We start from the raw sequence: 12,994 nt of genomic DNA, 5'->3' as shown, positions 1-12,994 counted from the left end.
CGCGCTAAGGTCGGGCGACGGCAAGTTGTCCGAACGGAGGGAAGATCGGTGTCCGAGTCCGAACACCCAGAGTCCGAGACGGCGGATACCCCGCCCCTGCCGCCGGCCGACGAGCCGACCGTCGTCGACCAGGCCGGCCCGCCGGTCATCGAGGCGCCCGCCGAGTCATCCGCCCCTGACCCGCTCCCGCCACGTCCGGCCGTCGAACCTCCGCTTGTCCCTTCGGTGTTCGCTCCGGTGCCGGCGTTCCGTAATCAGCAACGCTTCAGCAATCCGGCCGAGCCCGGGGTGTCCACCCCGTTGCCGGCGGAGTGGACGGCGCCGACTCCGCCGCATGGCGTCCCGGTGCTCGCCGCACCGCCGGCGCCCGCCCGGTTCGAGGGCCCCGCTGCCGAGCCTCCGATCGCCGCGGACTTCGCCACGCCCTACCGAGATCTGTCCACCACGGCCCTGCTCGGCCAGCGCAAGAATCCGCCCACCTCGGGCTGGCGTAAGGCGCTGTACGTGGCGTCGTTCAAACAGGTCAACGTGGGCGAAAGCCCCAAGACCACTCACCGCAACAACTTGATCGCCGAGGTCAGCCAGCCGTTGCAGGGCTGCTACCGGATCGCGTTGATGTCGCTGAAAGGTGGGGTGGGCAAGACGACGATCACCGCGACGTTGGGCGCGACGTTTGCCTCGATCCGCGGTGATCGCGTGGTCGCGGTCGACGCCAACCCCGACCGGGGCACGTTGAGCCAGAAGGTGCCGTTGGAGACGGCCGCCACGGTGCGACACCTGCTGCGCGACGCCGAAGGTATCGAGCGTTACAGCGACGTGCGCGCCTACACCTCACAGGGCCCGAGCCGGCTGGAAGTGCTGGCGTCCGAGAGTGATCCGGCGGTGTCGGAGGCCTTCAGCTCCGACGATTATCTGCGTGCGCTTGAGGTGCTGGAGCGCTTCTACAGCCTGGTGCTCACCGATTGCGGCACGGGGTTGATGCATTCGGCGATGTCGGCGGTGCTGTCCAAGGCCGACGTGCTGGTGGTGATCAGTTCGGGTTCGGTCGACGGGGCGCGCAGTGCCTCGGCGACGTTGGACTGGCTCGACGCGCACGGACATCAGGATCTGGTGCGCAATTCCATCGCGGTGATCAACGCGGTGCGGCCCCGCTCGGGCAAGGTCGATCTGTCGAAGGTGGTCGATCACTTTTCCCGGCGCTGCCGCGCGGTGCGCCTGGTGCCGTTCGATCCGCATCTGGAGGAGGGCGCCGAGATCAGCTTGGATCGGCTCAAGCCTGCCACCCGCGAGGCGCTCATCGAATTGGCGGCCGTGGTGGCCTCGGACTTTGCCGGAGCGCGCCGGTCGATGGACAAGCGCGCCTGACGCAGGTCAGGAACGCGGGTTGTCGCCGTGCCCGAGTCGACGCAGGAAATCCGGGTCGTCGTCTGGCCCGATCACCCGCGTCCTGGGTTGACTGGAAGAGACCCGCGCCAGCCGCCAGCCCACGTACACCAGGCTCGCTGCGGCTATGAGCAGGAGTAGATACGCCACTCGAAACCTCCTTGATCCGAATATACGCGTCGTCGGTAGGCTCGGAGCGTGTCAGGAAGTGGTTCGACCTCGCGCATGGTCACCGATGTCGCGGTATATCTGGTTGCCCGGTTGGTGCTGGTGGCCGTGCTGACCGCGGCGATCTACGGCGTGGGGCATCTGATCGCCGGGGATTTCCCGGTCGTGGTGGCGTTGTTGTTCGCGATCGTGATCGCGCTGCCGGTCGGGATCTGGCTGTTCCGCCCGCTGCGCGAGCGTGCGACGGCGTCCATCGCGCTGGTCGACGAGCGTCGACGCAAGGATCGTGAGCAGCTGCAGGCGCGGTTGCGGGGCGACGAGCCGCCGAAAGCGGGCTAGCGCAGGAACGCCGATCCTTTCTCGCGGTCCAGGTAGGTGTCAGACTTGTTCTTGAGGCAGAAGACGTACACCGCCAGTGAGATCGCGATGCACACCGTGACGTAGGCGATGAACCACGGAACGTGGTCACGGTCCTTGAGCGCCTGGTAGATCACCGGCGCGGTACCGCCGAACATCGAATTGGCCAGGGCGTAGCCGACGCCCACCCCGAGGGCACGGACATGGGACGGGAAGAGTTCGGATTTCACCAGGGCGTTGATCGACGTGTAGCCGGTCAGGATCACGTACCCGATGATGACCAGAAGGAACGACAGCAGCGGTGAATGTGTCTGGGGCAGATAGGTGAACAGGACGTAGGTGTAGAGCACCCCGCCGATACCGAACCAGATCAGCAGCGGTTTGCGGCCCACCTTGTCGCTGATCATGCCGCCGACCGGCTGGATGGCCATCAGGAAGATCAGCCCGATCAGGTTCACCCAGGTCGCCGTCATGGCCTGGTCTTTGTAGGTGGTCTTGACGATCGCCGGGGCGTTGACGCTGTAGGCGTAGAAGGCCAGCGTGCCACCCATGGTGATCATGAAGCACAGCAGAAGCGGTCTCCAGTACCGGGTGACCAGCTCGCGTAGTGACCCCGAGCTGGTGTCCTTGCCCTCCCGGATCGCCTCGAGTTGTTCGGCCGACAGGGATTCGTCCATGCTCCGCCGCAGCCAGAACACCACCACGGCGGCCACCCCGCCGATGGCAAAGCCGATGCGCCAACCGAATTCGTGAACCTGCTCGGGGGTGAACGCGGTCAGGATGAGCAGCAGGGTGAACTGCGCCAGCACGTGACCGCCGACCAGGGTGACGTACTGGAACGAGGAGAAGAAGCCGCGACGTTCGCGGGTGGCGGCCTCGGACATGTAGGTGGCCGAGGTGCCGTACTCGCCGCCGGTGGCGAAACCCTGCACCAGCCGGCACAGGATCAGGATGATCGGCGCTGCGAGGCCGATGGTTTCGCGCGAAGGCACCAACGCGATGACCATCGAGCACGCGGCCATCAGCGAGACGCTGACGGTCAGCGCCGCGCGGCGGCCGCGTCGGTCGGCGAAGCGGCCGAAGAACCACGAGCCCAGCGGGCGGGTGAGGAACGTGATCGCGAAGATCGCGTAGACGTAGACCGTGGCGTTCTTGTCGGCCGGGTCGAAGAACTGCGCCTCGAAGTACGTGGCGAACACGGTGTAGACGTAGACGTCATACCACTCGACGAGGTTGCCCGACGAACCCTTGATGGTGTTCCAGATGGCCCGTCGCGTTTCGGCGCGGCTCGAGGGCGCGGGCTGGTGCGCCTCGGTCGAAGTGGTCACGCGCATCCTCCAGATGGTCGGCGTTGCAGGCCGACGGCCACGTTAGTGCACTCCCAGTGGTGCCGGGGCGACCTTTGGACGCGCCACGAAGCGCGTAATGTCAACTTTCCTTGACAGCTCTCGAATGTCAACTTACCTTGACAGCATGAGTGATCTCAACGAGTTGATCGCCGACGGCGTCAGCAGCTCGGACCCTGCCGTCGGGCTGCGGGCGGTGCGGGCCTTGCAGCGCCTTCAGGAGCGCCTGGAGGCGATTCACGTGGCCAATGCCCGTGAGCAGGGCTGGAGCTGGCAGGCGATCGCAGATGCCCTCGAGGTCAGTCGTCAGGCCGTGCACCAGAAGCACAATCGAAAGGGATGACATGTTCGAAAGGTTCAGTCGTCACGCGCGCGTCGCGGTGGTCCTGGCCCAGGAGGAGGCTCGCGAACTGGAGGCCAACGACATCCGGCCCGAACACATCTTGGTCGGGGTGTTGCAGAGTTCCGGCCGCGAATTGTCCGCCCTGCTGGCCGGTTTCGGCCTGACCTCTGATGTGGTTCGGGCTGAGTTGGTGTCTGCTGACGCACCCGCTGACGAAGCGTTCGACGGCGATGCGGAGGCGTTGCGGTCGATCGGGATCGACCTGGGGGCGGTGCGGGCCAACGTCGACCACACCTTCGGCGCCGGCGCGTTCGACAATGCGCTGCGCAGCACCGGCCGCCGTCGGCGGCGCCGCGGGCACCTGCCTTTCACCAAACCCGCCAAGAAGGTGTTGGAGCTGGCGTTGCGGGAGTCCTTGGCGCACAAGGACGGTTACATCGGATGCGAGCACATCCTGCTCGCGATCCTGCGCGGGGGAGACGACCGGGCGGTTGCCTTGATCACCGAGCACGTCGGTGCCGGCGAGTTGCGCGACGGGGTCGTCGGGCTCCTCGACAACGCGGCGTAGGCGCACGCCCGGCCTGCCGGTTTCCACGTGAGGGTCGTGGGCGCCGACGAATCACAGCCCCCAGGTGGAAATCGGCTTGTCTACCCGGCCAGCAACAGCGCCACCGACACCGCGAGCGACCACACGAGCATGGTCAGCCCGGTGTCGCGCAGCACCGGGATCAGTTTGGCGCCGGTGCTGCCGTCGCGCACCGGCCGCAAGGCACGTAGTGCGGGGGCAACCGCCAACAGCCCGAACGCACACCACGGCGTCGCCGCCATCAGAACCAACGGCAACACCAGGGCCACCGCCACCAGCACCTGATACAGCAGGCGGGTCCGGGCCTCGCCGAGCCGCACGGCCAGCGTGATCTTGCCGGACTGGCTGTCGGTGGGGATGTCGCGCAGGTTGTTGGCCACCAGCACGGCCGACGACAGCGAACCCATCGCCACCGCCGCGACCAGACCTACCCAGTCGATGCGCAGGGCCTGGGTGTACTGCGTGCCCAGTACCGCGACCAGGCCGAAGAAGATGAACACCGCCACCTCGCCGAGCCCGAGGTAGCCGTAGGGCTTCTTGCCGCCGGTGTAGAGCCAGGCCCCGGCGATGCACACCGCGCCGACCGCGATCAGCCACGGCGCGCTGACCGCCGCCAGCACCAGTCCTGCCACCGCACCGACCGCCAGGCTCGTCACCGCCGCGGTCACCACCGCCCGCGGTGAGGCCAGCTTGGAACCCACCAGCCGCAACGGTCCCGAGCGCACGTCGTCGGTGCCGCGGATGCCGTCGGAGTAGTCGTTGGCGTAGTTCACCCCGATGATGAGCGCGAGAGATACGGCCAATGCCAGCAACGCTTTCCACCACACCGCCGACCCGGCCCAGGCGGCCGCGCCGGTCCCGGCGAGCACGGGCGCGACGGCATTGGGCAGGGTGCGAGGACGAGCGCCTTCGATCCATTGCGCGAAACTGGCCACGACGGTCATCGTATGAGCTGACCCGGTGCACCACCGCGCGGACTCTTACACTGGGCCACATGAAGGAGCAGCTCAGCAAGACCGAGATCGGCAAGGACGTGCTGCAGGAATCCGTCGAGGCGGTGGCCACGACGGTTGGGCAGGTCACCTCGATCATCACCACGGCGGTCAAGGACGTCGCCTCGGCGATCGGCGGTCTGGCCACCGATGTGTTCGAGATCGCCGACGGCGCCCGCAAGGCCAACGAGGATTTCGACGGGGACTTCGAGGATGCCACCGATGTTGCCGACGGCCCGGCCGACGTGACCCCGGACAAGGCTGAATAGCACTGCATGCTGGGCGTCATCGGCGGTAGTGGTTTCTATTCGTTCTTCGGGCCCGAGTCCCGCACGGTCAGTGTGGACACGCCCTACGGCGCCCCGAGCGCGCCGATCACCATCGGCGCGGTCGGTGGGCAGGAGGTGGCGTTCCTGCCGCGCCACGGCGTGGACCACGAGTTCTCGCCGCACACGGTCCCGTACCGGGCCAACATGTGGGCGCTGCGCACGCTGGGGGTGCGACGGATCTTCGCGCCGTGCGCGGTGGGCAGCCTGACCGCCGAGTGGGGTCCGGGTTCGATCGTGGTGCCCGATCAGTTGGTGGACCGCACGCGCGGCCGCGCCGACACGTACTTCGATTCCGGCGGCATCCACGTGAGTTTCGCCGACCCGTACTGCCCGACGCTGCGGTCGGCGGCGGCCGGGCTGCCCGGCGTCGTCGACGGCGCCACCATGGTGGTGATCCAGGGCCCGCGGTTTTCCACCCGGGCCGAGAGCCGGTGGTTCGCCGATCAGGGTTTCAGCCTGGTCAACATGACCGGCTACCCCGAGGCGGTCTTGGCGCGTGAGCTTGAGATGTGTTATGCGGCAATCGCTTTGGTGACGGATCTGGACGCCGGTATCGAGGCCGGCTCCGGGGTGACGACGGTGGACGTGTTCGCCGAGTTTCAACGCAACATCGTGCCGTTCAAGAAATTGGTCCATCAGGCCCTCGAGAGCGTCGACGCCGAGCGCGCGTGCACTCGCTGCCTGGCCCACGACGGCGTGAAGTTGCCGTTCGACCTGCCCTGACGGCCCGAACCGGCAGCCACTTGACACCCGTCAAGTTGAAGGGTTGATACTGGCGGGGTGAAACCCGCGATCTGTGAGCAGTTCGGTATCGACTTTCCGCTCTTCGCCTTCAGCCACTGCCGTGACGTGGTGGCCGCGGTGACCAACGCCGGAGGTTTCGGCGTGCTCGGTGCCACCGCGTACACCCCCGAGCAGTTGGACCAGGAGTTGTCCTGGATCGACGAGCAGGTCGGCGGCAAACCCTACGGCGCCGACATCATCGTGCCGGCGAAATTCGAGGGCAAGGGCGAGAACCTGTCCCGCGGGCAGTTGACCGACCGCATCCCGGCCGAATACCGCGAATTCGTCGCACAACTGCTGGCCGATCACGACATCGAACCCGAGGCCAAGCAGCGCTTCGGTGGATCCTCACTGTCCGGTGACACCGGTCGCGAGTTGCTCGACGTGGCGATGAGCCACCCGATCAAGCTGATCGCCAACGCCCTCGGGGTGCCGCCGGATTACATGATCGAGGCCGGGCGTGAGCGCGGGGTTCCGGTGGCGGCACTCGTCGGCGCCCGCGAACACGCCCTTAAGCAGGTGCAGGCCGGGGTGGATCTGATCATCGCGCAGGGCACCGAGGCCGGTGGGCACTGTGGTGAGGTGTCGACTCTGGTGCTCGTCCCGGAGGTGCTGGAGACGCTGGAGCAAGCGGGCAGCGACATCCCGGTGCTCGCCGCCGGCGGCATCGTGACGGGCCGGCAGATGGCCGCGGCGGTCGCGATGGGTGCGGCCGGGGCGTGGACCGGCTCGGTGTGGTTGACGACGGAGGAGGCCGAGACCGCACCGCACACCGTGCAGAAGATGCTCGCGGCGACCTCGCGGGACACCGTGCGCTCGACCGGCCGCACCGGAAAGCCGGCCCGCCAGCTGCGCTCGGATTGGACCGACGCCTGGCAGCCGAACCCCGGCGGCCATCAGACCCTCGGGCTGCCGCTACAGAACATGCTGGCCGAGCCGGTCATCCGCCGAGTGGATGCCCTTGCCGCCCAAGGGCACCCGGGTGCCCAAGCGCTGGCCACCTACTTCGTCGGGCAGGGCGTGGGCTTGATGAACAAGGTCAAGCCGGCCCGCGAGGTGGTCCGCGAGTTCATCGAGGACTACCTCGCTGCCACCGAGCGGTTGAGCAACTCACTTCCGGACTGAGCCGGCCGGTCTGAGGGGCCCGACCCCTCAGACCACCGCTTCCTCGGGGCTGCGCTGGATCGGCTTGGGCCACGGTTGCGGTACCGGACGCTGCCGGACATGTTGCGGCCACCAGAACCAGCGGCCGAGCAGTGTCGCGATGGACGGTGTCATCAGCGAGCGGACCACCAGCGTGTCGAACAGCAGGCCGAGGCCGATCGTCGTGCCGACCTGACCGATCACGATCAGACTGCTCACCGCCATCGACATCATGGTGAACGCGAACACCAGGCCTGCAGCGGTCACCACGGCGCCGGTGCCGACCATGGCCCGGATGATGCCGGTCTTCAGGCCGGCATGGATCTCTTCCTTGATCCGGGATACCAGCAGCAGGTTGTAATCCGCGCCCACGGCCAGCAGGACGATGACCGACATCGGCATCACCATCCAGTGCAACGGAATTCCCACGATGTGCTGCCACAGCAGCACCGACAGCCCGAACGCCGAGGCGAGACTCAGCACCACCGTGCCGACGATCACCGCCGAGGCCACCACGGCCCGGGTGAGCACCAACATGATGATGAAGATCAGGATCAGGGCCGCGGCCGCGACGATGATCAGGTCGTAGTCGGCGCCCAGCTGCATGTCGTGGTACGTCGCCGAGCTGCCACCGAGGTAGATCTTGGCGCCCTCCAGCGGAGTTCCCTTGATCGCGTCGGCCGCGGCGACCTTCAGCGGCGCGATGCGGGCGGTGCCCTCCGGCGTCAGCGGATCACCCTGGTGAATGATGGTGAACCGCACTGCATGTCCATCGGGGGACATGAACAGCTTGAGTCCGCGCTGGAAGTCGTCGGTCTCGAAAGCCTCCGGCGGCAGGTAGAACGAGTCGTCGTTCTTGGCCGTGTCGAACGCCTCGCTCATGGCGGTGGCGGTGTTCTGCATCGCCACCGTCTGATCCTGCTGCGCCTTCTGCACCTGATACTGGTTGAGCAGCAGCTCTTTCTGGTGCTTCATCGACTGGATCTGCCGCGGCATGGTGGCGACCATCTTCGGCATCAGATCGGCCATGCGCTGCATCTCGGGGACCAGCTCCTGGAAGTCGTCGGACATCGTGTTGATGCCGTCGAGGGCGTCGAAGATCGAGCGCAGCGACCAGCACATGGGGATGTCGAAGCAGTGCGGCTCCCAGTACAGGTAGTTGCGCAGGGGGCGGAACTGGTCGTCGAAGTCGGCCAGATGGTCACGTACATCGGACATGTCGTTCGACGTCGTCTTCATCTTGTCGGCCATGCGCTGTGACACCGCTGCGAGATCCGTTTGGATGCTCATCATTTCGGTCATCGCGTCGATGCTGGTCTGCAGATCGTCGGCCTGGTCGAGCAGATTCTGCAGATTCGCCTGCGCGTAGTCGTTGTTCATCAGCTGGGTGGTGCCGCTCTGGCCCAGCGTGTACGGAATCGTCGAGTGCTTGATCGGATCGCCGTCGGGACGGGTGATGGTCTGTACCTGGGCGATGCCATGCACGTTCTTGAGGGCCTTGGCGATCTTGTCGATCACCAGGAAATCGGCCGGGTTTCGCAGATCGCGGTCGGACTCGATCATCATCAGGTCCGGGTTCATCTTGGCCTGCGAGAAGTGCCGGAACGCCGCGTCGTATCCGACGTTCGTCCCGACGTCGGAGGGCAGGAAGATGCGGTCGTTATAGGTGGTGTGGTAGCCGGGCAGGGCCAGCAAGCCGACCAACGCGGCCACGATGGCGCACACCAGGATGGCCCCCGGCCAACGGACCGTGGCGGTGCCGACGCGATGCCACCCGCGCGACTTCGAATACCGCTTGGGCTCAAGGATCTTGCCGAATCGGGTGAACACCGAGATGGCTGCCGGCCCCAGGGTCAGCGCCATGGCGACCACCATCGTCATTCCGATTGCCAGGGGGATGCCCATGGTCTGGAAGTACGGCAGGCGGGTGAAGTGCAGGCAGAACGTCGCACCGGCGATGGTCAGGCCCGACGCGAGCACGACATGGGCCGTGCCGTGGAACATGTCGTAGTAGGCCGCTTCTTTGTCCTCGCCGGCTCTTCGTGCTTCCTGATATCGGCCGATCAGGAAGATGGCGTAGTCGGTGGCCGCGGCGATGGCCAACGTCACCAGCATGTTGGTCGCGAATGTCGTGAGGCCGAAGAAGTCGTTGTAGCCCAGCAACGCGACAAGTCCACGGGCGCCGGACAATTCGAGGACGACCATGCCCAGCACGATCAGCGTGGTGATGACCGATCGGTAGACGCCCAGCAGCATCACCGCGATGACGCCGAAGGTGACGAGCTCGATCAGCTTCATGCTCTCGTCGCCGACGATGTTCTGGTCGGTGCTGGAGGCCGCGGATCCGGTGACATACGCCTTGACGCCATCGGGTGCAGGGGTTTCGGTGGCGATGCGCCGCACCGCCTCGACCGACTCGTTGGCCAGCGTCTCACCCTGGTCACCGGCGATGTAGACCTGCACGTAGGCGGCCTTGCCGTCGCGGCTCTGGGCGCCCTTGGCGGTCAGGGTGTCTCCCCAGAAGTCCTGCACATGCTGCACGTGGGTGGTGTCCGCGCGCAGTTCACGCACCATCTGGTCGTAGAAGACGTGCGCCTCGATGCCCAGCGGCTCGTCGCCTTCGAGGACGACCATCACCGAGCTGCTGGTGTCGTACTCCTGGAACTTCTTGCCGACCTCTTTGATGGCGATCATCGACGGCGCGTCGTTGGGGCTCATCGACACCGCGCGCATCTTTCCGACGACCTCGAGTTGCGGGACGACGGTGTTGAGCAATGCGACGATCACGATCCACGCCAGGATGATCGGCAGGGCGAACGCCCGGATGAATCGCGGGATCAGCGGGCGCGGGGGTGCCGCGTGGCGCCCCGTTGCGATGGCGTCGGTCGGGGTCTCGTCGGTCTGGGTTTCTTCCCTGGGGCTGCTCATGCTGCCTTCACAAAGCAGAAGGTTTGTGCGTTCAATCCAGTAGCCGTTCTTTCTTCTTTGACCTCGTCATCGACGGTGACTCGGCAACTGATGCTGTCTCCGTCGCCCTGGGCCATGATGTTCGGCTGTACCGAGGGCAGGGTGGTCTGCAACGTCAAAGTCCATGGCAGCGGCACAGTTCCGGTGCGCTGCGGTTTGCCCTCGAGATCCATGTAGTTGATGACGGCGGTGCTGCCGGTGCCGTAGATCTCGTATTTCACGAATTTGGGGTTGAAATCCTCGGCGTTGTCCGACGTGACCTCAGTGATGATCACCGGATGAGCGCCGAACACCTTGCGAACGTTCATCACGATCAGCACGCCGGCCCCCATCGCGATGATGATCAGGACGGGAAGCCATATTCGTCGGATTGCCTTGGTCACTGCGGTCGCCCCGGGGAGAGGGCCGCGGCGGGCATATCGATGACAGCTGTCATTGGTGGCCTCCCGACGTTTCGATGCGTTCGCGCCGACCCTCGCTATTAGGCGGCCTACACAGTTCGAAGCGTAAAGTTATCGGATTAAGTGGATAGATACAATCCACTTATGACGACGGTCACTTAGACTGGCGTCATGTCCGAGGAACCCCGTCGTGCCCTGCGTAAGGACGCAGAGCGCAATCGACAGCGGGTGCTCGAGGCTGCGCGGGAACTGTTCGCCGAGAAAGGGCTGGAGGCCACGCTCAACGACGTGGCGCACCACGCCGGCGTTGGGGTGGGCACGGTCTACCGCCGGTTCGCCACCAAGGAAGAGTTGCTCGACGCGGTCTTCGAAGACGGCATCGATCAAGTGGTCGGCCTGGCTGAAGCCGCTCTGCAGCAAGAGGATTCATGGGAAGGCTTCGTGTGGTTCGTGGAGCATCTCTGCGAGTTGACGGCCACCGATCGAGGCCTGCGCGAGATGGTCTACAGCCGGGCCTACGGGGGCTACGGCGTGGAGTGTTCACGTAAGCGGCTGTCCCCGCCGGTGACCAGACTCGTCGAGCGTGCGCGTGACGACGGTCACCTGCGGCCCGACGTGCAATCCACGGATGTACCGATCCTGAGCCTGTTGGCCGGCACGGTCAGCGAGTGGGCCGGCCACGTCCAGCCGGAGCTGTGGCGCCGCTACGTGACGATCCTGCTCGACGGCATGCGCCACCGTGAGGGGCAGCAGCCCGTGCCCGTGGCCGCACTCGGCGACGAGGCGCTCGACACCGCGATGCAGACGTGGGAGCCCGCCGGCCCGCCGTGCTGACGCGCGGCATCCGGGGGTGCCGGTGCTCAGGTTTCGGAATCGCTTGTGTGGGCACAATATCGGCGTGGTGATCAATGGTGACATCGGCAGCGGCTCAGACACGTTCGTCGATCAACTCTTCTGTGGACCCGAACTGGCCCGGCGTATCGAGCGGGCCGAGGCCGACCTGGTCGTGGCCGCCACACGCGCTGCCGCAGACCGCGGCGCCGACGGCCTCGTGCTGCCGCTCGCGGGCGGCTTCGCCTGTTTTGCCGAGGCCGGGTCCCCGATGAACAAGGTGGTCGGGCTCGGCTTCGACGGGGTGCCCGACGAGGCGGTGCTCGGCGAGATCGAGCGGGCATTCGCGGCCCGTGGCAGTGATACCCGCGTGGAGTTGTCCAACCTCGCCGATCCCGAGATCATCGGTCTGTTGTCGGGCCGTGGCTACCGGCTGGTCGAGTTCGAGAACGTGCTGGGCCGGCCGATCCGCGACGAGAGCCGGCCGGAGACCGACGTGCAGGTGCGCCGGGCCGACGATCTGACCGCATGGGTGCAGGTTGTGGTGGAGGGCTTCGCCCATCCCGACGGTGAGGGTCCGGTCAGCCATGAGCAGTTTCCCGTCGACATCATCGAGCGCGCTGAACGGGACATGGAAAAGGCAGGGGCCACCGCATATGTCGCGCTGTGTGACGGAGTCATCGCCGGGGGCGCGGCGATGCGGCTGAACGGCTCGATCGCCCAGTTGGCCGGAGCTGCGACGGCACCTGCCTACCGCCGCCGCGGCGTGCAGGCGGCACTGCTGGCGGCGCGGCTGGCCGACGCGGCCGACGCCGGGTGCGAGATCGCCGTGGTGACAACGGCACCCGGCTCGGCGTCCCAGCACAACGTGCAGCGCAGCGGTTTTCAGCTGCTCTACACGCGGGCGATTCTCGTAAAAGCAGTTGAGCCGGCCTAGCTCGAAACCGATGTTGTCACAACGAGACTGCCGTCGCCCCTCGACCGACTTTCCGCCTTTCTTGGCCGTTCGATTGTCCAGGGCAGATGCGGTCGCGGCGCTTGGGCCCGTCGCGTTGGCGATGGGGTGTCGAACTGCCCGCCTATGAGCGACAATTCAGCGACAATCGCCGCGTGGGCACCATGGGCACCGTTTGTCACACGGTCATTCAGCACTTTTGCCACTCAAATACCAAAAGCCCCATACGACACGGATTTTGGGCTGTCCAGCTATCAGCGACAGAGTCGCTGGCATGCGGGCACTGGGCAGATGATGCCCATGGGGTAGGGGATACGTGAGTGGCATAATCGTTGAGCGACAATGGGTTTGCTGAGGCCTGTGTTGTGCTATGTGGCGATTGTCGCTGAATTGTCGCTCATAGGCGGGCA

Annotated in this window: 14 protein-coding genes; 9 read left to right on the top strand and 5 right to left on the bottom strand. The window is 66.0% G+C overall.

What is annotated here, in order from left to right; all coding sequences use genetic code 11:
- The first annotated feature begins 48 nt into the window (after window positions 1-48).
- On the top strand, window positions 49-1,365 hold the full coding sequence (locus tag A5733_RS10700) for an AAA family ATPase (protein ID WP_369830924.1): 1,317 nt from the start codon (window positions 49-51) through the stop codon (window positions 1,363-1,365).
- Between the two features lie 6 nt (window positions 1,366-1,371).
- Here A5733_RS10700 and A5733_RS27090 read toward each other — a convergent pair whose 3' ends face one another.
- Entirely contained in the window at window positions 1,372-1,533 is a 162-nt protein-coding gene (locus A5733_RS27090) for a hypothetical protein (protein ID WP_142253921.1), read from the bottom strand.
- Window positions 1,534-1,608: 75 nt separating this feature from the next.
- Between A5733_RS27090 and A5733_RS10695 the strand changes: the two genes are divergently transcribed.
- A complete protein-coding gene (locus tag A5733_RS10695; protein WP_067775974.1) occupies window positions 1,609-1,890 on the top strand; it encodes a DUF4229 domain-containing protein in 282 nt (93 codons plus the stop codon).
- Here A5733_RS10695 and A5733_RS10690 read toward each other — a convergent pair.
- Entirely contained in the window at window positions 1,887-3,242 is a 1,356-nt protein-coding gene (locus tag A5733_RS10690; protein ID WP_067775972.1) for an MFS transporter, read from the bottom strand. The genes A5733_RS10695 and A5733_RS10690 overlap by 4 nt on opposite strands.
- A gap of 139 nt (window positions 3,243-3,381) precedes the next feature.
- Here A5733_RS10690 and A5733_RS10685 point away from each other — a divergent pair, with 139 nt between their 5' ends.
- Together A5733_RS10685 and A5733_RS10680 are read left to right on the top strand one after the other, a co-directional pair.
- On the top strand, window positions 3,382-3,597 hold the full coding sequence (locus A5733_RS10685) for a helix-turn-helix domain-containing protein (protein WP_067775969.1): 216 nt from the start codon (window positions 3,382-3,384) through the stop codon (window positions 3,595-3,597).
- A 1-nt stretch (window position 3,598) separates the two neighbouring features.
- Entirely contained in the window at window positions 3,599-4,165 is a 567-nt protein-coding gene (locus A5733_RS10680) for a Clp protease N-terminal domain-containing protein (protein WP_067775966.1), read from the top strand.
- Window positions 4,166-4,245: 80 nt separating this feature from the next.
- Here A5733_RS10680 and A5733_RS10675 read toward each other — a convergent pair whose 3' ends face one another.
- A complete protein-coding gene (locus A5733_RS10675; protein WP_067776181.1) occupies window positions 4,246-5,118 on the bottom strand; it encodes a 1,4-dihydroxy-2-naphthoate polyprenyltransferase in 873 nt (290 codons plus the stop codon).
- A 59-nt stretch (window positions 5,119-5,177) separates the two neighbouring features.
- Here A5733_RS10675 and A5733_RS10670 point away from each other — a divergent pair, with 59 nt between their 5' ends.
- Genes A5733_RS10670 through A5733_RS10660 form a run of 3 tightly spaced genes read left to right on the top strand, consistent with a single transcriptional unit; the run spans window position 5,178 to window position 7,412 of the window.
- The gene (locus tag A5733_RS10670; protein WP_067775963.1) at window positions 5,178-5,444 is read left to right on the top strand and encodes a hypothetical protein; all 267 of its coding nucleotides are present in this window, start codon (window positions 5,178-5,180) and stop codon (window positions 5,442-5,444) included.
- Between the two features lie 6 nt (window positions 5,445-5,450).
- Window positions 5,451-6,227 (top strand): S-methyl-5'-thioadenosine phosphorylase, encoded by a 777-nt coding sequence (locus A5733_RS10665; protein WP_067775960.1) that lies wholly within the window; start codon window positions 5,451-5,453, stop codon window positions 6,225-6,227.
- A gap of 57 nt (window positions 6,228-6,284) precedes the next feature.
- Entirely contained in the window at window positions 6,285-7,412 is a 1,128-nt protein-coding gene (locus A5733_RS10660; protein WP_067775957.1) for a nitronate monooxygenase family protein, read from the top strand.
- Between the two features lie 27 nt (window positions 7,413-7,439).
- Here A5733_RS10660 and A5733_RS10655 read toward each other — a convergent pair whose 3' ends face one another.
- Together A5733_RS10655 and A5733_RS10650 are read right to left on the bottom strand one after the other, a co-directional pair.
- Window positions 7,440-10,358 carry an RND family transporter gene (locus A5733_RS10655; RefSeq protein WP_067775954.1) on the bottom strand — a complete coding sequence of 973 codons (2,919 nt, stop codon included), beginning with the start codon at window positions 10,356-10,358 and terminating at the stop codon, window positions 7,440-7,442.
- Complete coding sequence (locus tag A5733_RS10650; protein ID WP_067775951.1) at window positions 10,355-10,780, bottom strand: MmpS family transport accessory protein; 426 nt, start codon at window positions 10,778-10,780, stop codon at window positions 10,355-10,357. Before A5733_RS10650 ends, A5733_RS10655 begins: the two co-directional genes overlap by 4 nt.
- A gap of 189 nt (window positions 10,781-10,969) precedes the next feature.
- Here A5733_RS10650 and A5733_RS10645 point away from each other — a divergent pair, with 189 nt between their 5' ends.
- Together A5733_RS10645 and A5733_RS10640 are read left to right on the top strand one after the other, a co-directional pair.
- Window positions 10,970-11,632, top strand: coding sequence for a TetR/AcrR family transcriptional regulator (locus A5733_RS10645; protein ID WP_067775948.1), 663 nt, complete (start codon window positions 10,970-10,972; stop codon window positions 11,630-11,632).
- 64 nt (window positions 11,633-11,696) lie between these two features.
- Window positions 11,697-12,566 carry a GNAT family N-acetyltransferase gene (locus A5733_RS10640; protein ID WP_231965832.1) on the top strand — a complete coding sequence of 290 codons (870 nt, stop codon included), beginning with the start codon at window positions 11,697-11,699 and terminating at the stop codon, window positions 12,564-12,566.
- Window positions 12,567-12,994: the final 428 nt, after the last annotated feature.

Source organism: Mycobacterium sp. NS-7484 (assembly GCF_001953975.1).
Lineage (GTDB): Bacteria > Actinomycetota > Actinomycetes > Mycobacteriales > Mycobacteriaceae > Mycobacterium.
This window is presented reverse-complemented; position numbering and strand designations above follow the sequence as displayed.

What these genes read in the sequence shown, in the direction of transcription:
- A5733_RS10695 (WP_067775974.1), top strand. Translation starts at nt 1,609, where the DNA reads ATGGTCACCGATGTCGCGGTATATCTGGTTGCCCGGTTGGTGCTGGTG.
- A5733_RS10685 (WP_067775969.1), top strand. Translation starts at nt 3,382, where the DNA reads ATGAGTGATCTCAACGAGTTGATCGCCGACGGCGTCAGCAGCTCGGAC.
- A5733_RS10645 (WP_067775948.1), top strand. Translation starts at nt 10,970, where the DNA reads ATGTCCGAGGAACCCCGTCGTGCCCTGCGTAAGGACGCAGAGCGCAAT.
- A5733_RS10655 (WP_067775954.1), bottom strand. Translation starts at nt 10,358, where the DNA reads ATGAGCAGCCCCAGGGAAGAAACCCAGACCGACGAGACCCCGACCGAC.
- A5733_RS10670 (WP_067775963.1), top strand. Translation starts at nt 5,178, where the DNA reads ATGAAGGAGCAGCTCAGCAAGACCGAGATCGGCAAGGACGTGCTGCAG.
- A5733_RS10680 (WP_067775966.1), top strand. Translation starts at nt 3,599, where the DNA reads ATGTTCGAAAGGTTCAGTCGTCACGCGCGCGTCGCGGTGGTCCTGGCC.
- A5733_RS10665 (WP_067775960.1), top strand. Translation starts at nt 5,451, where the DNA reads ATGCTGGGCGTCATCGGCGGTAGTGGTTTCTATTCGTTCTTCGGGCCC.
- A5733_RS10690 (WP_067775972.1), bottom strand. Translation starts at nt 3,242, where the DNA reads ATGCGCGTGACCACTTCGACCGAGGCGCACCAGCCCGCGCCCTCGAGC.